This is a genomic window from Candidatus Nanopelagicales bacterium, from assembly GCA_041393815.1.
Taxonomy (GTDB): domain Bacteria; phylum Actinomycetota; class Actinomycetes; order S36-B12; family JAWKJK01; genus JAWKJK01.
Window position 1 is genome coordinate 36,753 of the sequence record JAWKJK010000001.1, and the last position, 25,836, is coordinate 62,588.

Below are 25,836 nucleotides of genomic sequence, written 5' to 3' on the forward strand. Positions count from 1 at the left end.
GGTTGTACGTTAGCCCAGAGCGCGGTGGTTGTCCAGGACCGGGTCCCCCTACCCCGTCGGTGCCATCCCGAGTAGGAAGGGAGGGACGGGGAGGGGGTCGACGTGGACTTCGCGGACGCGGTCGACGCGGTGGCCTCCGGCGAGCGCGCCCCTGAGGACGCCGCCGGCGACCTGCTGGACCGGCTCGACGACGGCGAGCAGCTCGGCCTGTTGGACGGCGACACCGGGGTGGTCCCCGGGCTGCTCGAGTGGGCGCGGCACGGCTACAACCGGACCCCCGTCGTCGCGGGCGAGGTCCGGCGGCTTGGCATCCCGGGCATCCGGTTCGCCGACGGCCCGCGGGGCATCGTGCTCGGGTCGTCCACCTGTTTCCCGGTGGCGATGGCGCGCGGCGCCACCTGGGACCCGGAGCTGGAGGAGGAGGTCGGGGCGGCGATCGGCGCCGAGGGGCTGGCACAGGGGGCGAACCTGTTCGCCGGCGTCTGCGTGAACCTGCTCCGTCATCCCGGCTGGGGCCGGGCGCAGGAGACGTACGGGGAGGACCCCGTCCTGCTCGGACGGATGGGCGCCGGCCTGACGCGCGGAGTCCGGCCGTGGCTGATGGCCTGCGTGAAGCACTTCGCGCTCAACAGCATCGAGGACTCCCGGTTCCGCGTCGACGTGGTCGTGGACGACGACGTGCTGCGCGAGGTCTACCTGCCGCACTTCCGCGAGGTCCTGGACGCGGGGGCCGAGGCGGTCATGTCCGCGTACAACTCCGTCAACGGGACCTGGTGCGGGGACAACAAGGACCTGCTGACCGGGGTGCTGCGGGACGAGTGGGGGTTCGACGGCTTCGTGATGTCGGACTTCGTGTTCGGCCACCGCGACCCGGTCGGCTCGGTCGCCGCGGGGCTCGACCTGGAGATGCCGTTCCGCCAGCAACGGGCCGGCATCCTCCCGTCCGCCCTGGCCGACGGCCGACTGTCGCGCGACGACGTTCGCCGCGCCGGGCGCCGGCTGCTCGCGGCCCAGCTGCGGTGGGCGGCTGCCGCGCCCGCGGCGCCCCCGCCCGGCGACGTGGTCGCCTGCGCCGACCACCGGATCCTGGCCCGGCGGGTGGCCGTGCGCTCGATGGTTCTGCTGCGGAACGAGCCGGTCGGCGGGTTCCCCGTGCTGCCGCTCGATCTCACTGCGCTGCACAGGGTTGCGGTCATCGGTCGCCTCGCGACTGCGGCGAACCTCGGCGACGCAGGATCGTCCGCGGTGCATCCACCCTCGATGTCGTCACCACTGGACGGCCTGCGGGAGGCGGTGTCCGAGGGCGTCGAGGTCGTCCACCACGACGGCCGGGACCCGTCGTCCGCGGCACGGCTCGCGGCCTCGGCGGACGCCGCGGTCGTCGTCGTCGGCTACACCGCCGCCGACGAGGGCGAGGGCATGGTCGCGATGGACGGTGCCACCATGCGGCTCCTCCGAGGCCCGATGAGGCTGCCGTACGTCGGGTCTGCGGCCGCCGCTGTCATGCGGGGGTTCGGCTCCGCCTCCGGCACCCGCGGCGGCGACCGGACCGGGCTGACCCTGCACCCCGACGACGAGGACCTCGTCCTGGCCGTCGCCGCGGCCAACCCCCGCACCGTCGTGGTCGTGGTGGCCGGCAGCGCCGTGCTGGTGGAGCGCTGGCGCGATGCGGTCCCGGCGATCCTGCTCGCGTGGTACCCCGGGATGGAGGGTGGTCGAGCGCTCGGCTGCGTCCTGACCGGCGCGGTCGAGCCGGGCGGTCGCCTGCCGTTCGCGGTCCCCACCGACCCCGCGCACCTGCCGCCGTTCGACCCGACGGCGACCACCGTTCGGTACGACCGGTGGTGGGGCCAGCGCCGGCTCGACCGGGACGGGCACCCCGCCGCCTACCCGCTCGGTTTCGGTCTGGGGTACACCACCTTCCGCGTCGACTCGCTGAGCGTGGTCGACGTGGACGCGGAGGAGTCCACGGCCCGGGTCGAGGTCTGCGTCACGAACACCGGCGACCGGCCCGGTGCCACGGTGGTGCAGGTGTACGCCTCCGGCGACGCCGGACCGGCGCGACCGCGTCGGCAGCTGCTCGGGTTCCGCCGGGTGGCCGCGGATCCGGGCGCCTCGACGACGACGAACGTCGACCTGACGCTGCGGCCGCTGTCCTGCTGGGACCCCGCGCGGAGGGCCTGGGAGCACGTGCCCGCCGACTACCTGCTGGAGGCCGGGCAGTTCAGCGGCGACCCGGACGCCGCTGTCACCCGGCTCCCGCCGATGTGACCAGCACCAGGCGCCCGCGGGCGGTCCCGGACTCCAGGTGCTCCAGCGCCGTCGCCGCCTCGTCCAGCGGGTACGTCTGCTCGACCACCGGGCGCAGTCGTCCGGCCGCCGCCAGCTCCGCCAGCACCCGCATGCCGTCCTCGCCCGGGGCCGCCTCGCTCGGCCGCGGCAGGTGCGGGTCGCGCATCGACCCGGCCATGAACCGCATGCCCAGAGGAAGGCTGCCCAGCCACCGACGCCCGCGACTCCCGTACGCGTCGTGCCCGATCCAGGCGTAGCGTCCGCGGTCGGTGAGGACCCGCTTGACCCGTGAGTAGGGGTGGTTGCCGGGGATGTCGATGATCGCGTCGTAGCGGACCGGACCGGCGGTGAAGTCGTCCCTCCGGTAGTCGAGCACCTCGTCCGCGCCGATCGACGCCAGCAGGTCGTGTCGGTCGCCGGCGTCGACCGCGGTGACGTGGGCGCCGTCCGCCTTGGCGATCTGGACCGCCAGCATCCCCACCGCGCCGGCGCCCCCGTTGACGAGCACCCGGTCGCCGTCGCCGACCCGGCACTCCGAACGGACGGCCATCAGCGCGATCAGCCCGGCGGTCGGCAGGGCGGCGGCCTCCTCGTACGTCAGCGTCGCCGGCTTCGGCTCCAGGCGTCCCTCGGGAACCGCGACGTACTCCGCGTAGGCGCCGCCGTTGCGCCACTGCATGCCGGCGATGACCTCACCGAAGACGGCGTCCCCGGGCGCATACCGGGTCGCGCCCGGTCCGACTTCCGCCACCACGCCCGCGGCGTCCGTCCCCGGGATGGGGTTGCGCGGCCGCCGCACGCCGGCGCCCATGAGCCGCAGCACGTACGGGACGCCGCGCACCATGTGCCACACGTCGGCGTGGACCGACGCGGCGTGCACCTGAAGCAGGACCTCACCCGGACCTGCGACCGGTCGCGGCACGTCGCCGGTGCGCAGCTGGCGGGGCGGTCCGTACGACGACTGGAGGACGGCCTTCACCCGGTCATCCTCTCCCGGGTCGTCGACGAGGCGGAGGCATTCCGCCCGGCGCCCATCGGTCCTAGGGTTCGTCCCGTGCCGGGGCCGCGCGGCCCCGGGGGTGGGGGTGGCGGCATGTCCCGACGGCATCGCGTGCGGTGCGGCACGGCTCTGGCCGCACTCCTCCTCCCGCTCGTGGTGGTGGGACTGCCGACGTTCGCGGGACCGGCGTGGGCGGCGGACACCACCGGCACCACGGACCCGGTGGCGCTGGTGGCCGCCGCGGGCGCGAGGTCGGACCAGGTCCTGGCCGACCTCGGCGGCACCATCACCGACTACGTCGGGACCAAGTTCGGCGAGACGACCCGCACCCAGTTGGCCCCGGGCGGCTACCCGGCACTGGTGTGGTCCGACGGCGGGGGCGGCGACTTCTTCGTGCTCGGCTGGGCCATCCGCAGCGGGACCACGGTGACCGACTACGAGCCCTACCAGCCGATCGACCGCACGGTGCTCACCTACCCGAACATGCGGGGCGTGCGGTGGACCACCACGTCCGGCATCCTGCAGTGGCAGACGCCGGGCGCGGTCCTCCCCGTGCCCCCGCCGACCGCGACGATCGAGTCCACCCCGGACGCCGTGACCGTCTCGTGGACGAGCCCCTACTCGACCACGTCGAGCACCCAGTCCTGGCGCATCACCCTGGTCCCCGACCCGGTCGAGGCCGACGGCTACGTCCTGTCCGACCTGGAGGTGGGCGCGCCCGACCCGCCGATCGCCCCCATCGGCGGCCGGTCGTACCGGGTGACCTACGCCGATCCGCAGCTGTCGCCCCCGTTGAACCTGGCCGACGCGGTTCCCAGCGGCTACGCGGCCCGGGCCGAGCAGGCGCTGGGCCACACCCAGGACTGCCGCGGGGCGGTGACGCGGACGCTGAAGGCCGCCCGCGCGGCGGCGCCGTCCCGGTCGACGTCGGCCATGACCACCTACCTGCGGCGCTATCTGCGGTCGGACTCGGCGTGGACGTGGTCGTCGGTGCCGACCGGGGACATCCGCAACATCCCCGAGGGCGTGTCGCTGACCGACACCAACCGCTACTCGGGGGTGCGGACGACCTGGCGGCTGATCGCCGGACCGGGTCACTCCGTCGCGAAGGTGGTCCGTTCGGCGCGGGTCGCGCTCGCACCGGTGCGCTGACGACCGTCGCGCAACGTCACCGGCCTCGCGTCACCGGCCTCGCGTCACAGGGTGGCGTAGAACGGTGCCAGCCGCTCGCGGATGCGCTCCTCGACGTAGCCGGTGGACACGGCGGTGGCGACCCCTGGGGCGAGCAGGTCCAGGAGCGGGTCCCGAACCGAGTCCGCGGTGACGCCGAGGTCGGCGAGCACGTCGGCGGCCGGCCGGGAACCGTTGCGGCGGAACCACTCCTCCGCGCCGGCATCGATCATGTCCGCGACCGGTCCGTCCGCCAGCATGGAGCTGAGCACGTCGGCGGCGAGGTCGACGGCAGTGGCGACCTCGACGTCGCCGGTCAGTTCGCGGGCGTCCGTCAACGGGCGGTGCGCGTTGCTGGCCCAGACCTCGTCGGCCACGGTGCGCAGGACGTCCTCGTCGAGCGCGGACTCCAGGTATCTGCGGCTCTCCCGGATGTTGTCGGAGATGTTGGCCTCGACGAACGAGGTGAGCTGGCGGTCGATGCCCTTCTCCAGCCGCGGGGCGGCGGTCTTCACGGCCGCCTGGCCGATCCGGACCAGGGACGACGCGCCGGGCACCTTGCGGGCCACCACGTTCTCGGTCAGGACGTACGCCTTGAGCCCGTGGTAGAGCACGTGGGCGAGCAGGTTGGAGTACGCCTGGCTCGTCGTCACCTGGCGGATCACCTCGTTGCGCACACCCGACATCGCGACGACGACGCCCACCGCCCGGTCGTAGTCCGCGCGGCTGACGATGTCCGCGACGGTGAGGTCGTCGGGCAGCGCGGCGTCCACGGCCTCGACCAGCGCGGTCGCGGCGCCGTCGCGCACGGCGGGGTCGCGCAGTGCGCCGACCGCGGCGCGGCGCAGCGCCACCGAGGAGTCCGCCGTGGCGAGGTCGGCGACGGGGACGGTGGCCAGCCAGCCGAACAGCGCGTCCACCTCGCCGGAGACCTGCTCGCGCCACGCGTCGCCGGTCCACCGCGCCAGCTCGAACGCCACGTGCGCCTCGAGCAGCTCCTGCGGGTCCACGGCGGTGACCCTAGACCGCGACGGCGCCAGCGCCCGGCACCGGGGAGGATGGGGCGCATGACGGTGTCGCGGGCTCGGCGGGTGCTGGTGACGGGCGGGTCGCGTGGCGTGGGCGCGGCGGTCTGCCGGGCCTTCGCCGGGCTGGGCGACACGGTAGCCGTGCACTGCAGCGCGAATCCCGACCGGGCCGAGGAGGTCCGTGCGGCGCTGCCCGGACGCGGTCACGTAGTGGTGCGGGCCGACCTGCGGGACGCCGACGCCGTGCGCGCCATGGTCGACGAGGCGGCGGAGGCGCTCGGCGGGCTCGACGTCGTGGTCAACAACGCCGGGGTCTTCCACCACCACCGCATCGACGACACCACGTACGAGGAGTGGCAGCGCGCGTGGGCGGACACCCTGGGCGTCAATCTGGTCGGTGCCGCGAACGTGACCTGGTGCGCGCTGCGGCACCTGCCACGGGACGGTTCGGGCCGGGTCATCAACGTGGGCTCGCGCGGTGCGTGGCGCGGCGAGCCCAACAGTCCGGCGTACGGCGCGAGCAAGGCCGCGATCGTCGCTCTCGGCCAGTCCCTGGCGAAGTCGTTGGGACAGTATGGAATCGCGGTCACTACCGTGGCACCCGGATGGGTCGACACCGAGATGGCGGCGGAGTCGCTCGAGGGCGAGGCTGGTGCGGGGCGGCGGGCGGAGAGCCCGCTCAACCGGGTGGCGGCCCCCGAGGAGGTCGCCGCGGCGGTGGTCTACCTGGCCTCGGCGGAGGCGCAGTGGGCCACCGGCGCGGTGCTCGACCTCAACGGGGCGTCGTACCTGCGGATGTGACTCGGCGCAGCGACTCAGGCGCGGAAGGGCTGGATCGCCCCGGCCGGGACCGTGCCGAGGCGGCCGGCCTGGAAGTCCTCGAAGGCCTCGATGAGCTCCTCGCGCGTCGACATCACGAACGGGCCGTAGTGGGCGACCGGCTCGCGCAGCGGGACGCCGCCGATGAGGAAGACCTCGAGGTTCGGCGACCGCGACTCCTGCACCGGGTCGGCGGCCATGACCACCGTGTCCCCGGGCCCGAACAGCGCGAGCTGTCCGGTGCGGATCGGCCGGCCCTCGTCGCCCACGGTGCCGCTGCCGGCGAGCACGTAGCCGAGGGCGTTGAACTCGCGCGGCCACGGCAGGTCGAACCGGGCGCCGGGCGAGACGGTGATGTGCGTGATGGCCAGGGGCGTGTGCGAGATGCCGGGGCCGTCGTGTCCGTCGACCGAGCCGGCCAGCACCCGCATCAGGGCGCCCCCGTCGGCGGACGACACCAGCCCCAGGGCCTCGCCCTGCAGGTCCTGGTACTGCGGCGCGATCCGCTTCTTCTCGCGCGGCAGGTTGATCCACAGCTGCAGGCCGTGGAACAGGCCACCGGACAAGACCAACTGCTCCGGCGGGGTCTCGATGTGCAGGATCCCGTCGCCGGCGGTCATGTACGAGGTGCCGCCGGGTTCGATGGTGCCACCGCCGCCGTTCGAGTCCTGGTGGACGAACCGCCCGTCGATGAGGTACGTGAACGTCTCGAACCCGCGGTGCGGGTGCCACGCGGTGCCCTTCGGCTCACCCGGCGCGTACTCGACCTCGCCCATCTGGTCCATGTGGATGAACGGGTCCAGCGCCGCGGGGGAGACCCCGGCGAAGGCGCGTCGCACGGGGAAGCCCTCCCCCTCGAAGCCGCCGGGCGCGGTGGTCACCGAGACGACCTTCCGCGGCCGGGCGTCGGGGACGGAGCTGACGCGGGGCAGGGTGAGGGTGTCGACGGTGACGGCGGGCATGGGGTCCTCCTCGGGCTGCCGGGTCGGCATTTAGTTTCGCATTCAACTAACGCCGCCGCACGTCCGGTCATTCCCTGCGCCAGCCGTCGAGCATCCGGTCCACCTCGGCCTCGTACCAGGGACGGGCGTCGGGGTAGACCCAGTCCAGCTGGCCGAGCACCTCCAGGGTGACCATGCCGTGGAAGTGCGCCCAGGCGCTGAGGAAGGTCCCGACGGCCTGCGGGGGGAAGCCCGGGCCGGCCTGCTCGGCGAAGGCGCGCTCCCCCGGTGTCGGGCGGCGCCGGGGCGCCGGCAGGTCCACCTCGCCGTCCCGCCAGCCGTCGACCAGCGGCAGCAGGAATGCCTCCCCGATGCGCTGGTTGGCCTGGACCGTGGGGCCGCCCTCCGGCGCCGCGTAGCCGGGGATCGGGGTGCCGAACACCAGCAGGAAGCGGTGCGGGTTGTCCAGCGCCCAGCGCCGGTAGGCGAGCATGCCGGCCCGCAGCCGCGGCAGTGCCGGGCCGGGGCGGGCGGTCAGGGCCGCGACGGCGTCGGCGAGGTCGTTGTACGCGTCCGCGATGAGCTCGGTGAGCAGGTCGTCCAGCCCGTCGTAGTAGCGGTACAGCCCGGCGGGGCTCATCCCGATCGCCCGGGCGACGCCTCGGATCGACAGCGCGCCGGCCCCCTCCGTGGCGACCTGCTCGAGGGCCGCGCGCTTGATCTCGTCGCGGGTGGACTCGCGCTGTTGCGCCCGTCGGGTGGTCGTCGGCATGGGGACCAGCGTGCCGGGTCCGGGTCTCAATTGCAAACACTGTTGACAGTGCGAACACTGTTCGCAATACTGCACACAGTGTTCGCACCCGCACTGTCTCCCGAGGAGCCCGCCATGACCGGAACGTCACCACAGCCCACCGGCACCCTGCACGTCGTCCTCGGCGCCTCCGGCGGCGCCGGCAACGCGATCGCCCGGGCGCTGCACGAGGCCGGGCTGCGGGTGCGGGCGGTCAACCGAGGGGGCGACGCCGACCTGCCGGACGGGGTGGAGCGGATGGCCGCGGACATCACCACACCCGACGGTGCGGCGCGCGCGCTCGCGGCTGCCGACGTGGTGTACCTGGCCGCGCAGCCGGCCTACCACCGCTGGCCGCAGGAGTTCCCCGGGATGCTGCGCAGCGTCCTCGGCGCGACCCCCGACGGCGCGACTCTCGTCATGGTGGACAACCTGTACGGCTACGGGCCCGGCGCCAGCCCGATGAGCGAGGACACCCCGGAGCGGGCCACCGACCGCAAGGGCGAGGTGCGGCGCAGGATGACCGCGGAGCTGATGGCGGAGCACGACTCCGGGCGCATCCGGGTCGTGATCGGCCGGGCGTCGGACTACCTCGGGCCGCGCGCCGACAACTCCGGTGTCACCGCCCTCGCCATCGAGCCGGCGGCACAGGGCAAGCGGCTGCGGTGGGCCGGCAGCCTGGACCAGCCGCACTCCGTCGCGTACCTGCCCGACGTGGCCCGGGCGTACGTCCTGCTCGGCACCACGCCGGAGGCCGCCGGCCGGGTGTGGGTGCTGCCGCACCGGCCCGCGGTCACCGGCCGGGAGTTCCTCGCCCTGGTCAACGCCGCGCTGCCCGAGCCGCTGCCGACCGGGAAGCTGTCCACGACCATGCTGCGGCTCGCGGCCCCGTTCCACGCGATCTCGCGGGAGATGCTGGCCATCGGCTACCAGTGGACGCAGCCCTTCGTGGTCGACGACTCCCGGTTCCGGGCCGCGTTCCCGCAGTACCAGGACACCCCGCTGCCCGAGGCCGTCGCGACCTCGGTGTCCTGGTACCGGAACGCCCACACCCCCGCCTCCGCGGCCGCCGCGGCCCCCGCCCGCACTACTGCGACGGAATGAGTCCGGGCGTCGCTTGGAGCCCGGAATCGGGCTCACAAGCAACGCCCAGACTCATTCGGCCGCGGGTGGGGGGCGCGGGGGATGCGGGGACCGGGCCGCGCGGCGGGGGCGGGGAGGGCACAGTGGGCGGGTGAGCCACGACGCCGCCGGTCCAGACGATCCCGACACCCCGTCCGCCGCCGGCCCCGGGTCCGCCGCGGAGGCGGTGACGGCGTACGCGCGCACCTTCCTGGCGCGGATCCCGCCCGGCCACGCGGTCGTGTCGCCGCTAGGCGCCTGGCTGCTCCGGGCGATGACCCTGGACGCCGGGGCCGCCGGTCCCCGCGGCGACTCGGTCACGGGAGGGAGCCAGGCGGCGGCGGTGGCGCTGGGCCTGCTGGCCGACCCGCACCCGCTGGTCCGGGCCAGCGCCGCGCTGTGGACCGCCCCGGACGTGGAGACCGAGCGGCTCGCCGCCTTCCGCGCGACCCTCGGTTCCGCGACGACCGGCCCGATCCCGTCCCAGCGCGACGCGGACGCCTGGGCGGCCGAGGCCACCGACGGGATGGTCCCGGCGTTCCCGCTCGCGCTGGACCCGCTCACCGTCCTCGTGCTGGCCAATGCGCTGGCGACCCGGGTGTCCTGGTCCCGCCCCCTCGGCACCGTGCCCGCTGCCGAGCTGGCCGGGCCGTTCGAGGACCTGGTCGCCTCGGCGCTGACGACCGCGTACCGGGACGGCCAGCGCACCCTGCTCGCCGCGACGGACCTCGGCCTGCTGGCCGCGCACGTCGCGCAGCCGACGCCGACGGCGGACGGCAGCGGGCTGGCCGTCGTGAACGTCCTCGGACCCCCGGACGCCACGCCTGCCGACGTGCACGCCGCCGCGCTGGACGTCGCCCGGCTCGTGGCCGCCGGGGGCGGGCCGGCCGTCGAGGTCGACCCCTTCGACGCGCCTTCCGCGGGGCCGGGCTGGACGGTCGAGACGGGCACCGCCCAGCTCACCGGCGACGATGACCGGGACCGTGTCGTCGACGCCTCCGCCCGGCTCCCGGCCTGGTCCGCGACCACCGACCTCGACCTGCTGCCCGGCGACGGCTCGGCGTACGGCATCGACGAGGCGGTCGCTGCCCTGACCGGCTTGCTCCCGCCCGAGGGCGGGCCGTACGCCGCGGCCGCGCGCCAGTCCGCATACGCCGCATTCACCCGCGAGGGGTTCGAGGCGGCCGCGGTCAGCGCGATCGGGCTGGCCCGCGGCGCCCCGCCGAAGCGGCTGCGCGAGGTCCCCAGCCGGACGCTGGTCGCGCGCTTCGGCCGCCCATACGCGGTCTGCGCCGTCGCGACCGGACCCGGGCCCTGGCACGGCGTGCCCGTCTTCAGCGCCTGGGTCGAGCACCCCGACGACGCCGCCTGACCCGGCGCGCCCGGATCCCGCTCGCCGGTGTCGGACCGTCGGCGTACCGTGGTCGGTGGATCCAGACAGGCAGCGCCAAGCCCTCCGGCTGGCTGCCGGGCAACCGCGCCGACTCGCGCACGGTGCCCCCGGAGGAAGATCCGCCCCGCCGCCGGCCGGCGCGGGGAAGGGCGAGCACGAGGGCGGTGCGCCGTGGGCGACAACAGGACGTACGACGACGTGGCGGGCGGGACGAGCGGGTACGACGACGAGGTGTTCGTGTTCCGGACCAGCGGATCCGCGGTCCGGGCGGTGCTCGACCCGGAGCACCCGGACGACCCGGACTGGGAGCACGAGCCGGAGCGGGACGACCTGACGTCCGCCTGCCCGTACTACTGGCCCGGCCACCACGTGCACTGGATCCAGGCCAAGCTCGGCCTGCGGACCCCGGCCGTGCCGGTGCGGGTCCTCGAGGTCGCCGGGCTGGACGTGCAGGTGGTGCTGGAGGACACCGGTGTCGAGGAGGTGTGGCGCCTGCACGACCCGTCGCTGCTGGCGCTGGAGCTGATCGCGCGGCCCCGGCTGGTCGTGGGACTGCACGAGCACAACCTGGTGAGCCTGGGCGGGCGGCTGTGGTACCCGTGCCGGGACCTGGCGCAGTGGCGGCCCTGCCCGCCACCGGAGGGAGAGGGGACTGCATGACGGAGCCGACGGGCACCACGCTGGGGCCGCGGTTCGTGGCCGCGGTCGACTACGCCACCGCGGTGCACTCCGCGCAGCGGCGCAAGGGCACCGACGTGCCCTACGCATCGCACCTGCTCGCGGTCGCGGCGCTGGTCCTCGAGGCCGGCGGCGACGAGGACGCGGCGGTGGCGGCGCTGCTGCACGACGCCGCGGAGGACCACGGCGGTCGACCGAGACTGGCCGACATCCGGGACCGCTTCGGCGAGCGGGTCGCCGCCGTCGTCGAGGGGTGCAGCGACAGCCTGACCGAGGAGCCCGGCGCCAAGGAGCCGTGGCCGCAGCGCAAGGCGCGGTACGTGGCCCACCTGCGGGACCCGCACGTCAGCGACGAGGTGCTTCTCGTCGCCGCAGCGGACAAGGCGCACAACGCCAGCGCGACGGCGGTGGACGTTCGGCTGGACCCGGGCGCGTGGGCACGGTTCAACGCCACGCCGGGGCAGATCGTGCGCTACTACGCCGACTGCCTGGCGGCGTTCGAGCAGCGTGGGGTCCCGGAGGTGCTCACCGCACGCCTGCGGGCCGCGGTGGACGACCTCGACCGGCTGCCGCGCATCCCGGCGTCCGCCGGCGCGCTGGTGTGGGACCGGGCCGGCCGGCTGCTGGTGCTGAACCCCACGTACAAGAAGGGCTGGACAATCCCCGGCGGCATCGTCGAGGACGACGGCGAGACCCCGTGGCAGGCGTGCGTGCGGGAGGTGCGCGAGGAGACCGCGCTGGAGGCCCGCCGGGGTCGGCTGGTGTGCGTGGACTTCCGGCCGCCCCGGCCCGGCCGCCCGGGCGGGCTGCGCTTCCTGTTTGACCTCGGGACGTACGACGACGACGCGCTGGCCGCGATCGCGCTGCAGCCGGAGGAGGTCTGCGAGCACCGGCTGCTCCCGGTGCGTGGGGCGCTCCCGCTGCTGAGCGGACCGGTGCGTCGACGGGTGAGGGCCGCGCTGCGGAAGGGGAAGCGCCCGCGCTACCTCGAGGACGGCCGCTCGGTGGACCGGGTCCGCTGACCGGTCCCATGGGTAGGGTGCGACGGTGCCCGACGAGGTGGCGCCGCAGGTGCGCGCGCTGATCGACAGACTCGGCCTGCAGCCGCACGTCGAGGGCGGCTGGTGGGCGCAGACCTGGCTCGGTGAGCCGGACGAGGACGGGCGTCCCGTGGGCACCGCGATCGTCTACCTGCTCGCCCGCGGCGAGTCCGCCGCCTGGCACCGCGTCGACGTGGTCGAGGACTGGCACTTCCACGCCGGCGACCCGCTGCTGCTGCGGGTGGGGTCCGAGGAGGTCGTGCTCGGGCCGGACGTGCTGTCGGGTCAGCGGGTCCAGCAGCTGGTCCCGCCCGGGGTGTGGCAGTCCGCGCAGACGACGGGGGACTGGAGCCTGGTGGGCTGCTCGATGGCCCCGGGCTGGTGGGAACCGGGCTACGAGCTGGCTCCGCCGGGGTGGGAGCCGTCGTGGTGACCCCGCTGCACGATCCGCGCCCCGCCACGCAGCGGCCGGTGGACCTGCTGATCGCGCACGCGACCGTGGTGACCGTCGACCCCCACGACCGGGTCGTCGAGGACGGCGCCGTCGCCGTCAGCGACGGTCGGATCGCCTGGGTCGGCCCCACCGCCGAGGCCGCGTCCGCGGTGGCGGCCGCGGAGACCGTCGACGCGCGCGGCGGGATCCTGCTGCCCGGCCTGGTCAACGCCCACACCCACCTGGCCATGACGCTGTTCCGCGGGCTCGCCGACGACCGGGACCTGCAGGCGTTCCTCGGCGTGGTGGTCCCCGCGGAGTCCGCGGTGCTGTCGCGGGACACGGTCACGACCGGGGTCGAGCTGGCGGTGGCGGAGTCGTTCCTGGCCGGGTCCACCGCGGCACTGGACATGTACTTCTTCCACGAGGCGGCGCGGAACGTGGCCTCCCGCAGCGGTTTCCGGCTGCATGCGGGCCCCGTGCTGGTCGGACCGCCGGGCCCGGACGGGCGCACCTTCGCCGACCGGATGCGCTGGGCGGAGGCGGACCTCGCCGCCACGGACGGCCCGCGCTGGCTGATGCCGCACAGCACCTACCTGCTGGACCCCGGGCAGCTGGCCGAGATCGGCCTGCTGGCCCGCCGCTACGACGCGCGCGTGCACATCCACGCCGCGGAGAACGCGGCCGAGGTCGCCGACGTACGGCATCGGTTCGGCGGGACCCCGATCGACGTGCTGGAGGGCGCCGGGCTGCTGGATCCGCAGCTGACGATGGCCCACGCGGTGGTGCTGACCGACGACGAGGTCGCGCGCATCGCCGCCGCCGGGTCCGTCGTCGTGCATTGCCCGGCGTCGAACCTGAAGCTGGCGTCCGGGTTCTGCCGCACGTCCACGCTGGCCGCCGCCGGGGTCACCCTGGCGCTCGGGACCGACGGCGCGGCGAGCAGCAACGACCTCGACCTGTTCCGTGCGCTCCGGCTGGCGGCGGTGGTGGACCCGGCATACGTCGGTGACGCCGCCCGGATGCCCGCCTCGACGGTCCTGCGGGCGGGGACGGCGGGCGGCGCGGCGGCGCTCGGCATCGCCGACCGGGTGGGGTCGGTGGAGGTGGGCAAGCAGGCCGACCTGCTGCTGCTGGACGGCGACTCCCCGGCCCTGACCCCGTGCCCGGATCCGACCTCGGCGGTGGTCTACGCCGCGTCCCGCGCCGACGTGCGGTCGGTCTGGGTCGACGGTCGGGCGGTGCTCGCCGATCGTCGGCTCACCACGCTGGACCTGCCGTCGGTGCTGGCCGCGGCGCGGGCGCTGGGACCGATGGTCCAGGCCGCCGCGGGCCGCGGCTGAGCCGCGCGCCGGAACCGCACCCGACCACGGCTACCGGGCGCGGGGAACCGGTTCGGGCACAGCGTCATCCGGCCACCAGTCGCCCAGCCGCTTCGCGGCGGCGTCAGCACCCGACGACTCGACGCGCGCGGTGGTGCCGGACTCGCCGGCGGGGAGCGGCGCGGGGGCGTCCGCCATCAGCACCGCCCGACCGTCGGGTCCGACCGCGGGGCGGCGGGACGGCGCGCTGCCCACATAGGCCCAGACCGGGTCGAGCACGGTGCCGTCGACCAGCTCCACGGTCCCCGCGGTGACCCGCATCAGCCGGTAGCGGGACTCCGGCCGGGCGCCGCGGCCCTCGACCCGGTCCAGGGCGGGCCACTGGTCCGCGGCCACCATGAGCACGGCCATCCACTCGACCCGGCCGGGCGACGCGACCAGGGTCGCGGGGACCGCGCCGTCGCGGGCCCGCCGCCCGTCCGCCCACGCCGCGGCCAGGCCATGGGCGCGGGCACGCAGCAGCACCGCAGGCAGGGGGAGGCCGGCTTCGTCCGGGTGGGACATCTGCGCGATCTTGCCGGGGGACGCGTTGGAGCCGTACGCGAGCACCGGGACACGCTCGGCCAGGGGAGCCGCCCCCTCAGCGGCGAGATGGTCGTCGAGGTCGCCGTGCTCCGTGCGCCACCGGCCGGGCCCGGAGGGGTCCGAGGCCACGGAGTGGACGCGGCCCGCCGGATCGACGAGCACGCTCACGTCGGGTCTGCGGCCGGGGTACGGCGTCGCCGGCCAGTCGCCCATGTGCGTGCCGGTCATCGGGCTGCGCGCCCCCGTCGGCCCGTCGTGCCGGCGCGGGCCGCCGCGCGCATCCGGTCCAGTCCGTCCAGCACCAGGTCGAGCCCGACGTCGAAGTCGGCCGCGGGGTCGTGGCCACCGTCGCGGACGTACCTCCCCATCTCGGTGAGGTGCGGGAACGCGTCCAGCTCCGGCCGGGCGAGCATGTCCGCCGCGACGTCGGACATGTCCGACTCCTCGAACGGCCAGGCGACCTCCTGCAGGGTGTAGCCGTACACGTAGCTGTCGAGGATGCGGAACGCGTGGTAGGCGACCTCGACGGGGAAACCGTTGCGGCGCATGGTTCCCAGCACGGCGTTGAGGTAGCGCAGCCGGTCCGGGCCGGGGTCCGGTCGCGACTCGAGCAGGGCGGCGGCCCACGGGTGCCGCAGCAGGACCTCGTGCGTGGAGTGCGCGCTGCGCCGCAGCCCCTCGCGCCACTCGCTGCCGGACTCGGGCACCTCGAACTCGGCCGCGACGAGGTCGGCCACGCCGCCGAGCAGGTCGTCCTTGCTCGCGATGTGGTTGTACAGCGACATCGCCTCGACCCCGACCTCACGCCCGAGCCGGCGCATCGACAGGGCGGCCAGGCCCTCGGCATCGGCGATCGCCACGGCCGCGCGCAGCACCCGCTCGCGGGTGAGGGGGACGCGGGTCCGGGTCGTCGGGGCGGTCACGGGCTCTCCGGGGGGTTGACGTACTTACATCGTAAGTGGCACGGTGGACGCAGCCGGAACTTACAGCGTAAGCAGGGAGTCGTCATGCGAGCGATCGTGCGGGACCGGTTCGGCGGCCCGGAGGTGCTGCGGCTGGCGGAGCTGCCGCGGCCGGTGCCGGCGCAGGGCCAGGTGCTCGTCCGGGTGCACGCGGCCTCGGTCAACCCGGCCGACCGCTTCTTCCTCGCCGGGACGCCGTGGGTCACCCGGCCCATGTCCGGCATCCTCAGGCCGCGGCACCGCGTGCTCGGCCGCGACGTCGCCGGGGAGGTCGCCGAGCTCGGCCCGGGCGTGACGACGTGGCAGGTCGGGGACGCGGTGTACGGCGAGGCCGACTTCGGCTCCCTCGCGGAGTACGTGCTGATGCCGGCCGACCGGCTCGCGGCCGCGCCGACCCGGGCGGGGTTCGTCGAGTCGGCCGCCGTCCCGCTGGCGGGCGTGACCGCGCTGCAGGGACTGCGCGACGCCGGGCGGCTGACGGCCGGCGGCCAGCTGCTGGTCAACGGCGCGGCCGGCGGCGTGGGGACGTTCGCCGTGCAGATCGGCTCGGCCCTGGGTGCCGAGGTGACCGGGGTCGTGCGCTCGGACGCGGTGGACCTGATGACGTCCCTCGGAGCCGACCACGTGGTCGACTACACCCGGGAGGACTTCACCGCGGGGTCGACCCGCTACGACGTGATCCTCGACCTCGCCGGCAGCCAGCCGGTCCGTGCCTGCCGCCGCGTCCTCTCCCCGACCGGCCGGTACGTCGCCTCGACCGGGCGGATGTCGCGGGTCGTCGCTGCAGCGGCGTCGTCGGTCCTGCACCGCTCGCAGGTGACCGTCTTCCTGGCCCGGTCGACGGCCGCGGACCTCGCCACCCTGGCGACGATGATCGACGAGGGAACGGTGACGCCCGTCATCGACCGGGTCCTGCCGCTGGACGACGCGCCGAAGGCGTTGCAGCACCTCATCGACGGCCATGCCCGCGGCAAGACGGTGGTCCAGGTGGTCGAGGGGTAGCCGGTCCCTCGATCCGCTCAGCCCGGCGGCTCCAGCTCCTCGAACAGGGTGAGCTGCAGGCCACCGGGGCCCTCCAGGCGGGAGTTCCGCGAGTCCCACGGCGTGCGGGTCGGGGGTGCCAGCAGGTCGGCCCCGCCGGCCACGAGACGGTCCGTCGCGGAGTCGACGTCGGCCACCTCGAAGGCGACCCGGATCCCACGGCTGACGTCGCGGCCGACCTCGAGCCGGTCGATCAGGCGGGCCTGCTCGGGGTTGACGAGCTCCAGCGTCGCCCGCCCCGCCTGCAGGGCGAGCACCCGCGCCCCGCCCTCGGAGTCCACCGCGAACTCGACCGGGAGCCCCAGCACGTCGCGGAAGAACCGCTCGGCGGCGGCGAGGTCGTCGACCTCCACCACCAGCCGCAGCTGACGGACCTCCGGGGGCCGTGCGTCCGACGGCGGCATCAGGCCGTCCGGTCCGAGATGGCGTGCCGCGCGAGCATCCGCGTCAGCGCGTCCAGCGTCACCGGCTTGGTCATGAAGTCGTCCATGCCGGCGTCGAAGCAGCGCTGGCGGTCCTCGTCCAACGCCCCCGCGGTCAGCGCGATGACCGTCAGGTGCTCGTCACCGCTCTCGCGCGCCCGCAGCGCACGGGTGGCGTCGAAGCCGTCCATGGTGGGCATGTGGCAGTCCATCAGCACCAGGTCGGGCGAGTCGGCGGCGATGCGCTCCAGCGCCTCCCGCCCGTCACCCGCGCGCACCACCTCCACGCCGGCCTTCTCCAGCATCTTCGAGACCACGACGGCGTTGACGAGGTTGTCCTCGACCAGCAGGACGCGCAGGCCGTGCAACGACGGCGGGGTGGCCTCGGCTGTGCTCTCCGGTCGTGGCATCGGTTCTGCCGCAGCCGGATAGGGCACGGTGACGGTGAACGTGCTGCCCTCCCCGGGGACGCTGCGGACGGCCAGCGTCCCGCCGACCACCTCCACCAGCTGCCGGCTGATGGCCAGCCCGAGGCCGGTTCCCCCGTACTGCCGGGTCGTCGACGCGTCGGCCTGGACGAACGGCTCGAACAGGTGCGGCACTCGGTCCGGGTCGATCCCGATCCCGGTGTCCCGCACCGTGATCGAGACCTGCCCGTCCTCGGCCGGGCCCACGCTCAGCTCGACACCGCCCTCCTCGGTGAACTTGACCGCGTTCCCGGCCAGGTTCAGGACCACGGCGCGCAGCTTCTCCCGGTCGCCGACCACGCTGGCGGGGGTCCCGCCCCGGACCTTGGTCACCACGTCCAAGTGCTTGGCCCGCGCGCCGGCGGCGACCAGCGAGGCGCACTCCTCGACCAGCTCCACCACGCTGAACGGGATGGACTCGACGACGTGCGCCCCGGCGTCCGCCTTGGACAGCGTGAGGATGTCGTTGACCAGCGACAGCAGGCGTTCCCCGGCGGTGCGGGCCGTGCCCAGCATCTCCTGCTGCTCCGGCGTGAGCTCCGTGTCGAGCATCAGGTCCGTCATCCCGAGGATGGCCGTCAGCGGGGTGCGGATCTCGTGGCTGGTGTTGGCCAGGATGTCGGCCTTCGTCCGGGCCAGGACCAGCGCCGCGTCGCGGGTGGCGAGCAGCTCCTGCTCCAGCGCCTTGCGGGCGCTGATGTCGACCACGGACGCCAGGGTGTGCGGGCGGCCGTCGATGGCCAGCGAGGTGAGGGTGATCTGCAGGTCGATCTCGGTCCCGTCCGCCGTGACACCGGTCAGGTCCCGGCCCTGCCCCATGACGTGCGGTGCGTCGGGCAGGCCACCGGCGGTGAGTCCCTCCCGCAGGGCGACGTGCCGGCTGCGGGTTCCAGGAGGGACCAGCTCCTCGATGGACCGACCCACCAGGCCGCCGAGCGGTCGGCCGAACAGGCGGTCGGCCTCCACGTTGGCGTAGCGGATCTGGCCCGCCGGGTCGACCATCAGCATGGCGTTGGGCGCGCTCTGGAGGATCCGCGTGGCGACCCTCCGGGTCTCCTCCGCCTGGGTGGTGTCCCGTGCCGTCGCGAAGACCACGCCACCGTCGGGGTCGGAGGTGAAGGCCCACTCCAGGGTCCGCCAGCCGAGCCCGGGTGCCTCCACCTGGAGCACGACCGTCTCCACCCGGTCGGTGCCGACGACGGAGGCCAGGGTCGTGTCGAGCCGGTCTCGGCTGGGCTGGTCGAGCCAGTCGCGCAGGTCGGCGCCGCGCAGCCCGTCGGCGGCACGGCCGAAGAAGACCTCGCACGCGTGGTTGACCCGGCGCATCCGACCGGTGGGGTCGAGCATCAGCATCAGGTCCGGTGCCACCTTGAAGAAGCGGCGGACCTGCTCCAGCGGCGCGGCGGCCTCCCGCTGGGCCCGGTCGAAGGCCTGCAGCAGGTGGATCATGTCGACGATCGGGTCCTGGACCCCGAAGTCGTCGAGGCGGAAGCCGGCGCCGTCGAACTCCTGCGTGGAGGAGATCCACGGGGACCAGGCGACCAGGAAGCCGCCGGTCTCCGGGTCCTCGATCACCTGGCCGCGCAGCCGGAGGCCCTCCGCACCGACCCGCGCGACGAAGAGCTGGTCCCGCAGCCCCGACATCCGGCCGGCATCGAGCCGGCCGTAGAGGGGGTCGACCGTGAAGACCTCGGCGAAGTCCTCCCCGACCGGGGTCCGCCCGAGCAGCTTGACCAGGCTCGGACCCGCGTGCGCCACGACCAGGTCCCGGTCCAGCACGCACAGGAACGGGAACAGCCGCGTGAGCAGCGGCAGCTCGGTCGCGAAGGGGGTGGTCATCCGGCGGTCACCAGGTGAGGGAGAAGACCTCGTGGTCCAGCCCCTGGTCCTTGCCGGTCAGGTGCTCCACCGAGACCGGGACGCCGAAGCGGTCCCCCACCCCGACCAGCAGGCCGCTGACGAACGGCACGAGCCCCTCGCGCTCGCTGTAGTAGTGGACCTGCAGGCCGCCCTCGGTCTCGTCGGTCACCTCGAACCTCGGTGGCCGGTAGCCGGGCACCAGCAGCCCCACGCGGACGTGCAGGTTGTTGAGGTTGCGGAGGAACGAGGGCAGGTCGTCGCCCGCCGCGTCCAGCAGGGTCCGGTAGTGGTCGACCGCGAACTGGGCCACCCAGTACCGGCCGAAGGCGTGCAGCAGCGCGGCGGGATCGGCGCCCAGCTCCTCGCACGCGGCGCCGACCAGGCCGTACGTCAGCTCGTCCGGGTAGGGCGCGTTGCTGACGGTGACGAGGTCCGGGTGGCCGGCTCGCTCGGTGATGCGGACCCAGGTGTCATGGTCGTACTCCTGCGTGACCATGGCCTCCATCCCCAGCTGGACCATGCCGTACATGCGCGCCCTTCCGCTCGCCCCGCGGGCCAACAGTAGGGGCTGGCCGCGCGAGGTCGTGGCGTCGGCGCACACTGGACCCGTGCCCGCCAGCCGATGGTCGCGTCGGTGGACCGCCGCGGCCGTGGCGCTGGCCCTGGCCGTGCCGGTGGGCATCGCCGGTGTCGCGGTGCCCGGGGCCGAGGCCGCTCCCGCCGCAGCCGTTGCTGCCGCGTCCGGTGCGGTGCCCTCGGAGCGGGCCCGCTACCCGGTGCCGACCAAGACCGTGTGGCTGTGCCGGCCGGGGATGCCGGACAACCCGTGCGAGGACGACGTCGGGCTGACCGTGGTCCAGCCGGACGGCCGGACCCGGACCGGCTCGTACGCGCCGGCCCGCAGCCCCCGGTTCGACTGCTTCTACGTCTACCCCACGGTGTCCCGCGCGCCGACGACGAACGCGCCCAAGCGGGTCACGCCGGAGCTGGTGTACGTCGCCCGGGCGCAGGCGGTGCCGTTCCAGTCGGTCTGCCGGCTGTACGCCCCGGTCTACCGGCAGATCACGTCGGCGGGGCTCGCCGCGGGTGCGTTCACCGACCCGGCGGCCCGCGCACTGGCGCAGCGCGACGTCGTGAGCGCCTTCCACGACTACCTCAACCGGTTCAACCAGGGCCGCCCGTTCCTGCTGCTCGGGCACTCCCAGGGCGCCATCGCGCTGACCCAGCTGGTCCAGGAGGAGATCGACGGCAACCGGGACCTGCGGCGCCGGATGGTGTCCGCGATGCTGATCGGCGGCGGGGTGTGGCTGGCCCCCGGCAGCAGGACCCGCGGGACGTTCCAGAACGTTCCGCCGTGCCGCCGCCCCGACCAGGCCCGCTGCGTGGTCGCCTACAACACGTACGCCGGGCCGCCGCCGGCCGACGGCTTGTTCGGCCGCGACGTCGACGGGCGCCGGACGGTGTGCGTGAACCCGGCCCGCCCCGCCGGCGGGTCCGCCCGGCTGAGCCCGGTCGTCCCCCGGCCGTCGTCGGCGGGTGCGCAGGACGTGGTCGGGTACGCCGAGTTCGTGCGCTCGGTCGACGGCCGGTGCCGGTCGAACGGGTCGCACACCTGGCTGGACGTCAGCGAGGTGCCGGGGTCGCTGCTGCCGGAGGAGGTCTGGCAGGCCGGGTCGTCCGGCTCGTGGGGGCTGCACCGGCTGGACGTCACGCTGGGTCTGGGCGACCTGGTGGACCTGGCGCGCCGCCAGGCCCGCACGGTCCTGCGCACGTCGTAGCGGGCCGCCCCGGGCCGGCCCGGCTGGCTATCGGGTCCGACGACGGAGGAGGCCGCGTCCGGCCAGCGGGGCGAGGACGGTGGCCGCCAGCGGCCAGACCGCAGCCAGGTCGCCCGGGCCGCCGTCACCGGTCCGCGCGGCCCCGAGACCGATGCGCACCAGCGGCAGGTTCTCGGTCAGCGTCGCGAGCGCGTCGTCCGGCATCCCGGGACGGAAGCCGTCGAGCCGACCGGCGAAGCCGCTGGCCACCAGCACCTCCCTCAGCCGTGGCAGTCGGTCCGGGTCGTCGTCGGGCACCGGGGTCGCGGTCGCCTCCCACCAGCCGACCGGGGCGCCGAGCTGCTCGCCGGGCAGCCATACCTCGACCTGAGGGTGGGCGAGAACGTTGCGGTACCAGTCGGTCCGGCGCCCGAACCCGGCCGTGCAGTAGACGTCCCCGTCGTACCGGGCATAGTTGACCGGCGTCCGGTAGCGCGCGCCTGAGGTGCGCCCCGTGTGCGTGATCACCATGATCTGGCCGCCGAGCCACGGCCGGTTGAGGAAGCGGCCGAGGTCCAGCCGCCAGGCCAGCAGCATCCCCCTGTTGAAGACCCGGAACGCCTGTCGCAGCGCCTCGTCCCGCTCGGACATGCCTCCCAGCCTGGCACGGACGGGTTCGCCGTGTCCGCGGCGTCACCCGTCCGTGCGGCAGGCGGGCGTCGCGCCGGGGAGCCGGCCGCGGTACCGGGCCACGGCCCGGTACGCAGCCGCCGCGACCCACGACGTGGGCGGCACGAATGCCGCCATCCCCAGGGCGGTCGACCAGGGCCGGCGCGCCCGCAGCAGCACGGCACCGACGGCCCGGGCACCCCCGTACGACCGCGTCCCCTCCGCAGTGGACTCGACCCACCAGGCGGACCGTGCCAGGTCCGCCGCCGTCAGCCCCAGCGGTCCGGGGTCGACCTGCTGGGACTCCCGCACCGTCCACCCCGAGGGCAGCCACCGCTGCAGCGCATCGGCGGACCGCCGGCAGAAGCCGCAGTCGCCGTCGATCACCAGGACGGGGTCGGCCCCGCGTCCCGGCACGGTCACGTGGCGACCGTCCGCGCGCGTCACGACACGATGTCCTTGCGCCGGAAGTGCCGCCACGCGAGGGCGAGCAGCACCGCGCTGTACGCCACGGAAATGACCACGCCGCGGGCCATCTCGTCCCACACGATCGGATCGTTGATCGCGTCCAGCCAGGCCCCGAGGTAGTGCGTCGGCAGGTACTCGCGCACCGGCCCGAGGTCCTCCACCTGGTCCAGGATGCTCGACAGGATCACCAGCAGCACCGCGCCTCCGACGGCCCCCAGCGGGGCGTCGGTGTAGACGCCCAGGGTGAAGGCGATCGAGGCCACGACCAGGAGCGCCAGCGCGAGGTAGCCGGTGATGATCGCGAGCCGGAACACCGCCTCCCCCGCGGGGATCACGGCACCGGTGGGCGTGCGGGCGGAGTCCCAGCCGAACAGCAGCCCCCCGACCAGGAACGCGGACACCGGAAGGATGACCAGCCCGCTCAGGGCCAGACCGAGCGACACGACCAGCTTCTGCCGCAGCAGGCGCCCGCGGTTGACCGGCAGCGCGAGCAGGTAGCGCAGCGATGACCACGAGGCCTCGCTGGCGACCGTGTCCCCGCAGAACAGCGCGACCACCACGATGATGAGGAAGGTCGACGACGCGAACACGATGAACAGCGCGAAGTTGACCGCACCGTTGGTCGCGAGGTCCACCAGGCGGGTCCCGGCGACCGGCTCGCCGCCGCGGTCCCGGGCGAACAGCAGCGCGAGTACGACGGGGAACAGGGCCAGCCCGGCGAGCACGAGCTTGGTCCGGCGCCGGCGCCACTGCCGGACCAGCTCGACGCGCAGACCGAGGGTCCGGTCGGCCGACCAGCCCGGCGCGGACCCGTCGGCCGCGGACACCCCCGGCGGCGGCGCGGCGCGCAGCCGGTCGTGAACCCCGCGGTGCGTGGAGGTGCTCATTCCGCCGCTCCGATCAACGTGAGGAACACGTCCTCCAGGTTGGTGGCGCCCGCGTCCAGGTCCTCCGACGTGACCAGCTGGTCCAGGGCGCCGGCCGCCACCACGCGGCCCCGGTTCATCACGACCACGTGGGTGCAGGTGCGTTCGACCTCCGCGAGCAGGTGGCTGGACACGATCACGGTGCGCCCGGTCTCGGCGTAGGTGCGCAGGACCTCGCGCATCTCGCGGATCTGCGGCGGGTCGAGGCCGTTGGTCGGCTCGTCGAGCACGAGCAGGTTCGGCAGGCCGAGCATCGCCTGAGCGATCGCCAGCCGCTGCCGCATGCCCTGGCTGTACGTGCGCACGCGGCGGTCGACGTCGTCGCCGAGTCCGGCCACCTCGAGCGCGGTGTCGAGGTGGGCCTCGGCCAGGGGCCGGCCGGTCGCCCGCCAGTAGAGCTCCAGGTTCGCCCGTCCGGACAGGAAGGGCAGCAGCCCGGGACCCTCGACGAACGCGCCGAGACGCGACAGCACGGGCGCACCCGGCGTCACCCGGTGACCGTAGACGCGCAGCTCGCCCTCGGTCGGGTGGATCAGGCCCATGAGCATCCGCAGCACCGTCGTCTTGCCGGCGCCGTTGGGCCCAAGCAGGCCCAGCACCTGCCCCTGCTCGACCCGGAACGACACGTCGCTGACCGCGCGGAAGCCGCCCGCGTACTCCTTGCCCAGGCCGCGCACGACCAGCGGCGTCCCGAGCAGCTCGGGGTCCACGTCGAGGGACTCGCGCAGCCGCCGGCGTCGGACCAGCCACGCCACCGCCGTCCACGCCACCGCGACGGTGGCCAGCGCCGCCACGGCCAGCAACAGCCCGGTGTTGTCGCGCGGCAACGGCTCCACTGCGACGAGGGGGAGGGAGACCGCGGCCGGTCCCGCCAAGGAGACCTCGTACGTCCGCGCGTCGGCGGGCATGGCGTACGCCTGGTCGGTGGTGGAGAGGACGACCGCGATCCGGTGCCCCACCGGGATCTCGCGGACGACCGCGGGCAGCACCACGGTGACCTGCTGCTCCCCACCCTCGGCGAGTCGCAGTGGCGCCACGAGGCGCTGGGGCAGAACGGCTCCGGCGCCGTCGGGAGCGACGTCCAGCAGCTTGGCGAAGAGCGTCACGTCCGGGGCCTCGGTGCGGATGCGCAGGTCGACCGTGGCGGACCCGACCAGCGTGAGGGGCTGCGTCAGCGGCTCGGTGACGAACGTGGCGCTCTGGCCGGGGATGTCGGGCAGCGCCGTCGTCGACCGGCGCAGGAGCGTGCCGATCAGTTCCCCGAGACCGGGCAGCGACGAGATCTGGGCCGGGTTCCCCCCGGCGGGGGCCACGACCGTCTGCGGCGGCCCCGTGAGGGGGAGCTCCGTGCGGGGCGCCTGCGGCGTGGGCCCCGCGCCCGGGAGGCCCGGGGCGACCAGGACCTGCGGTGGTGCCCCGGTGCGCGCGCCGAACAGCGACGCCGGGGCGCCGGTCACCTCGAACCGCGGGCTCGACGGGGCAGCGTCCCCGGCCAGGTAGCGGTCGAACCACGCGTAGGTCAGCTCATCGATCCGCTCGGCCTCCGGATCACCCCCGTCGTGGCCGCCGGCGTACCAGACCGTCGTGACCGGGGTCCCGGTGGCCGCGATGCCGGCGGCGTTCGCATCGCCCTCCGACAGCGGGAACAGCGAGTCCGCCTGCCCCTGGACGAGCAGGGTCGGCGCGGTGATCCGGTCGAGGACGGTGGCCGGGCTGGACTGGCGCAGCAGTGCCAGGATCTCGGCGGTCGGGAGCCCCGACGCGGCGCTGTCGTCGTACGCGGCGCACACGTCGGGCGCGAACCGGCCGCACTGCGTGGGCTGCTGGCCCGCCGGGGTCCCGAGCGCCGACCCGGAACCGAAGAAGACCCCTGCCCACAGCTTCTTGAAGACCCCGGGCTGGTCGATCGGGGGGAACGCCGCCGGCGTGGACGGCGGCCCGGACGCGGCGAACTGGGGGAACAGGGACTCCGCCAGGTCGTGCCACGTGATCCGCGGGTTGACGGCGTCCACGCGGTCGTCGTAGCCGGCCAGCAGCAGCGCCAGCGCACCGCCGTACGACCCCCCGGCCACGCCGACCCGTGGGTCCCCCGGCGCATCGAGGACGACGTCCGGCCGGGCGGACAGCACGTCCAGCAGCGCCTGCGCGTCCGCGACCTCGTACTCCGGGGAGTTCAGGTGGATGCGTCCGCCGGACGCGCCGAAGCCGCGGGCGCTGTAGGTCATCACCACGTACCCGCGCTGCGCCAGCGTGCGCGCCTGCTCGGTGAGGTCCGCCTTCGACCCGCCGAACCCGTGTGCCAGCAGCACGGCCGGGAGCGGCCCGGGCAGGTCCGGGGCGAAGACGGTCGCGTCGATCGACACCGGCTCTCCGTCCGGCTCCGGACCCACCGGGACGACGAGGTCCTGCTGCGCCACCGACGGCCCCGAGTCGCGCGTGAGGAGCAGCGCGCCGCCGACGACGGCCAGCACGGCGACGACGACGACCGCGATCACGGTGCGTCGCTTCATCCGAGCCTGCCCTCCGTCGCGGGGCCCGCGGTCGCGGTCCCGGTTGCGTCCTCCACCCTCGCATCCACCGGAGGGTCCGGCACGGCGACGGACGGGTGGGTGCGGGCTAGGCGCGCGCGGTCGATCCCGGGGCGCGGTCGC

At 74.8% G+C, this 25,836-nt stretch carries 24 protein-coding genes and 1 riboswitch; of the genes, 11 read left to right on the top strand and 13 right to left on the bottom strand.

The genetic code is table 11. From position 1 onward, the window contains the following. Positions 1-102: 102 nt before the first annotated feature. Complete coding sequence (locus R2737_00150; protein ID MEZ5114647.1) at positions 103-2,271, top strand: glycoside hydrolase family 3 C-terminal domain-containing protein; 2,169 nt, start codon at positions 103-105, stop codon at positions 2,269-2,271. Here the strand turns inward: R2737_00150 and R2737_00155 are convergent. Beyond that, positions 2,249-3,271, bottom strand: a complete 1,023-nt coding sequence (locus R2737_00155; GenBank protein MEZ5114648.1) for an NAD(P)-dependent alcohol dehydrogenase — start codon at positions 3,269-3,271, stop codon at positions 2,249-2,251. The genes R2737_00150 and R2737_00155 overlap by 23 nt on opposite strands. A gap of 114 nt (positions 3,272-3,385) precedes the next feature. On the opposite strand from R2737_00155, the gene R2737_00160 reads away from it, so the two are divergent. Then, complete coding sequence (locus R2737_00160) at positions 3,386-4,444, top strand: hypothetical protein (protein MEZ5114649.1); 1,059 nt, start codon at positions 3,386-3,388, stop codon at positions 4,442-4,444. Positions 4,445-4,488: 44 nt separating this feature from the next. Here the strand turns inward: R2737_00160 and R2737_00165 are convergent, their stop codons facing one another. Further along, complete coding sequence (locus R2737_00165) at positions 4,489-5,472, bottom strand: hypothetical protein (GenBank protein ID MEZ5114650.1); 984 nt, start codon at positions 5,470-5,472, stop codon at positions 4,489-4,491. Positions 5,473-5,529: 57 nt separating this feature from the next. On the opposite strand from R2737_00165, the gene R2737_00170 reads away from it, so the two are divergent. Further along, complete coding sequence (locus R2737_00170; protein ID MEZ5114651.1) at positions 5,530-6,291, top strand: SDR family oxidoreductase; 762 nt, start codon at positions 5,530-5,532, stop codon at positions 6,289-6,291. A 14-nt stretch (positions 6,292-6,305) separates the two neighbouring features. Here R2737_00170 and R2737_00175 read toward each other — a convergent pair whose 3' ends face one another. Both R2737_00175 and R2737_00180 read right to left on the bottom strand, forming a co-directional pair. After that, positions 6,306-7,271, bottom strand: a complete 966-nt coding sequence (locus tag R2737_00175; GenBank protein MEZ5114652.1) for a pirin-like C-terminal cupin domain-containing protein — start codon at positions 7,269-7,271, stop codon at positions 6,306-6,308. Between the two features lie 67 nt (positions 7,272-7,338). Beyond that, positions 7,339-8,022 (bottom strand): TetR/AcrR family transcriptional regulator, encoded by a 684-nt coding sequence (locus tag R2737_00180; GenBank protein ID MEZ5114653.1) that lies wholly within the window; start codon positions 8,020-8,022, stop codon positions 7,339-7,341. A gap of 114 nt (positions 8,023-8,136) precedes the next feature. On the opposite strand from R2737_00180, the gene R2737_00185 reads away from it, so the two are divergent. The 6 genes from R2737_00185 (at position 8,137) to R2737_00210 (ending at position 14,049) form a co-directional block, all read left to right on the top strand. Continuing rightward, a complete protein-coding gene (locus tag R2737_00185; GenBank protein MEZ5114654.1) occupies positions 8,137-9,144 on the top strand; it encodes an NAD-dependent epimerase/dehydratase family protein in 1,008 nt (335 codons plus the stop codon). A 130-nt stretch (positions 9,145-9,274) separates the two neighbouring features. Beyond that, positions 9,275-10,534, top strand: a complete 1,260-nt coding sequence (locus R2737_00190; GenBank protein MEZ5114655.1) for a hypothetical protein — start codon at positions 9,275-9,277, stop codon at positions 10,532-10,534. Positions 10,535-10,592: 58 nt separating this feature from the next. After that, positions 10,593-10,711, top strand: a riboswitch (SAM riboswitch). A 15-nt stretch (positions 10,712-10,726) separates the two neighbouring features. Next, on the top strand, positions 10,727-11,215 hold the full coding sequence (locus R2737_00195) for a hypothetical protein (protein ID MEZ5114656.1): 489 nt from the start codon (positions 10,727-10,729) through the stop codon (positions 11,213-11,215). Continuing rightward, complete coding sequence (locus tag R2737_00200; GenBank protein MEZ5114657.1) at positions 11,212-12,255, top strand: HD domain-containing protein; 1,044 nt, start codon at positions 11,212-11,214, stop codon at positions 12,253-12,255. Before R2737_00195 ends, R2737_00200 begins: the two co-directional genes overlap by 4 nt. A gap of 25 nt (positions 12,256-12,280) precedes the next feature. After that, positions 12,281-12,706 (top strand): cupin domain-containing protein, encoded by a 426-nt coding sequence (locus R2737_00205; protein MEZ5114658.1) that lies wholly within the window; start codon positions 12,281-12,283, stop codon positions 12,704-12,706. After that, complete coding sequence (locus R2737_00210; GenBank protein MEZ5114659.1) at positions 12,703-14,049, top strand: amidohydrolase family protein; 1,347 nt, start codon at positions 12,703-12,705, stop codon at positions 14,047-14,049. Before R2737_00205 ends, R2737_00210 begins: the two co-directional genes overlap by 4 nt. A 30-nt stretch (positions 14,050-14,079) precedes the next feature. Here the strand turns inward: R2737_00210 and R2737_00215 are convergent, their stop codons facing one another. Further along, positions 14,080-14,841 carry a hypothetical protein gene (locus R2737_00215; protein MEZ5114660.1) on the bottom strand — a complete coding sequence of 254 codons (762 nt, stop codon included), beginning with the start codon at positions 14,839-14,841 and terminating at the stop codon, positions 14,080-14,082. Next, positions 14,838-15,536 carry a TetR/AcrR family transcriptional regulator gene (locus R2737_00220; GenBank protein MEZ5114661.1) on the bottom strand — a complete coding sequence of 233 codons (699 nt, stop codon included), beginning with the start codon at positions 15,534-15,536 and terminating at the stop codon, positions 14,838-14,840. The genes R2737_00215 and R2737_00220 overlap by 4 nt, the downstream gene beginning before the upstream one ends. Before the next feature lie 84 nt (positions 15,537-15,620). On the opposite strand from R2737_00220, the gene R2737_00225 reads away from it, so the two are divergent. Beyond that, positions 15,621-16,577, top strand: coding sequence for an NAD(P)-dependent alcohol dehydrogenase (locus R2737_00225; GenBank protein MEZ5114662.1), 957 nt, complete (start codon positions 15,621-15,623; stop codon positions 16,575-16,577). A 17-nt stretch (positions 16,578-16,594) separates the two neighbouring features. Here the strand turns inward: R2737_00225 and R2737_00230 are convergent, their stop codons facing one another. The 3 genes from R2737_00230 to R2737_00240 are packed head-to-tail and all read right to left on the bottom strand — an operon-like array spanning position 16,595 to position 19,894. Further along, entirely contained in the window at positions 16,595-17,020 is a 426-nt protein-coding gene (locus R2737_00230) for a VOC family protein (GenBank protein MEZ5114663.1), read from the bottom strand. Then, positions 17,020-19,344: an ATP-binding protein gene (locus tag R2737_00235; protein ID MEZ5114664.1), complete on the bottom strand. Its 2,325-nt coding sequence runs from the start codon at positions 19,342-19,344 to the stop codon at positions 17,020-17,022. Before R2737_00235 ends, R2737_00230 begins: the two co-directional genes overlap by 1 nt. A gap of 7 nt (positions 19,345-19,351) precedes the next feature. Further along, the gene (locus R2737_00240) at positions 19,352-19,894 is read right to left on the bottom strand and encodes a heme NO-binding domain-containing protein (GenBank protein ID MEZ5114665.1); all 543 of its coding nucleotides are present in this window, start codon (positions 19,892-19,894) and stop codon (positions 19,352-19,354) included. A 79-nt stretch (positions 19,895-19,973) separates the two neighbouring features. Here R2737_00240 and R2737_00245 point away from each other — a divergent pair, with 79 nt between their 5' ends. Continuing rightward, complete coding sequence (locus R2737_00245; GenBank protein ID MEZ5114666.1) at positions 19,974-21,143, top strand: DUF3089 domain-containing protein; 1,170 nt, start codon at positions 19,974-19,976, stop codon at positions 21,141-21,143. 27 nt (positions 21,144-21,170) lie between these two features. On the opposite strand, the gene R2737_00250 is transcribed toward R2737_00245, so the two are convergent. From R2737_00250 to R2737_00265, 4 genes are read right to left on the bottom strand one after another with little or no spacing between them, the layout of a single operon-like run. Continuing rightward, a complete protein-coding gene (locus tag R2737_00250) occupies positions 21,171-21,773 on the bottom strand; it encodes a nitroreductase family deazaflavin-dependent oxidoreductase (protein ID MEZ5114667.1) in 603 nt (200 codons plus the stop codon). Between the two features lie 42 nt (positions 21,774-21,815). Then, complete coding sequence (locus tag R2737_00255; GenBank protein ID MEZ5114668.1) at positions 21,816-22,214, bottom strand: DCC1-like thiol-disulfide oxidoreductase family protein; 399 nt, start codon at positions 22,212-22,214, stop codon at positions 21,816-21,818. Positions 22,215-22,234: 20 nt separating this feature from the next. After that, complete coding sequence (locus R2737_00260; GenBank protein ID MEZ5114669.1) at positions 22,235-23,146, bottom strand: ABC transporter permease subunit; 912 nt, start codon at positions 23,144-23,146, stop codon at positions 22,235-22,237. Continuing rightward, complete coding sequence (locus tag R2737_00265) at positions 23,143-25,695, bottom strand: alpha/beta fold hydrolase (protein ID MEZ5114670.1); 2,553 nt, start codon at positions 25,693-25,695, stop codon at positions 23,143-23,145. Before R2737_00265 ends, R2737_00260 begins: the two co-directional genes overlap by 4 nt. Positions 25,696-25,836: the final 141 nt, after the last annotated feature.

Bases quoted from the DNA above. Each gene is read 5' to 3' on its own strand.
- R2737_00185 (MEZ5114654.1), top strand. From the start codon at position 8,137: ATGACCGGAACGTCACCACAGCCCACCGGCACCCTGCACGTCGTCCTC.
- R2737_00175 (MEZ5114652.1), bottom strand. From the start codon at position 7,271: ATGCCCGCCGTCACCGTCGACACCCTCACCCTGCCCCGCGTCAGCTCC.
- R2737_00230 (MEZ5114663.1), bottom strand. From the start codon at position 17,020: ATGCCGCCGTCGGACGCACGGCCCCCGGAGGTCCGTCAGCTGCGGCTG.
- R2737_00215 (MEZ5114660.1), bottom strand. From the start codon at position 14,841: ATGACCGGCACGCACATGGGCGACTGGCCGGCGACGCCGTACCCCGGC.
- R2737_00180 (MEZ5114653.1), bottom strand. From the start codon at position 8,022: ATGCCGACGACCACCCGACGGGCGCAACAGCGCGAGTCCACCCGCGAC.
- R2737_00200 (MEZ5114657.1), top strand. From the start codon at position 11,212: ATGACGGAGCCGACGGGCACCACGCTGGGGCCGCGGTTCGTGGCCGCG.
- R2737_00250 (MEZ5114667.1), bottom strand. From the start codon at position 21,773: ATGTCCGAGCGGGACGAGGCGCTGCGACAGGCGTTCCGGGTCTTCAAC.
- R2737_00160 (MEZ5114649.1), top strand. From the start codon at position 3,386: ATGTCCCGACGGCATCGCGTGCGGTGCGGCACGGCTCTGGCCGCACTC.
- R2737_00170 (MEZ5114651.1), top strand. From the start codon at position 5,530: ATGACGGTGTCGCGGGCTCGGCGGGTGCTGGTGACGGGCGGGTCGCGT.
- R2737_00260 (MEZ5114669.1), bottom strand. From the start codon at position 23,146: ATGAGCACCTCCACGCACCGCGGGGTTCACGACCGGCTGCGCGCCGCG.
- R2737_00225 (MEZ5114662.1), top strand. From the start codon at position 15,621: ATGCGAGCGATCGTGCGGGACCGGTTCGGCGGCCCGGAGGTGCTGCGG.
- R2737_00240 (MEZ5114665.1), bottom strand. From the start codon at position 19,894: ATGTACGGCATGGTCCAGCTGGGGATGGAGGCCATGGTCACGCAGGAG.
- R2737_00265 (MEZ5114670.1), bottom strand. From the start codon at position 25,695: ATGAAGCGACGCACCGTGATCGCGGTCGTCGTCGTCGCCGTGCTGGCC.
- R2737_00235 (MEZ5114664.1), bottom strand. From the start codon at position 19,344: ATGACCACCCCCTTCGCGACCGAGCTGCCGCTGCTCACGCGGCTGTTC.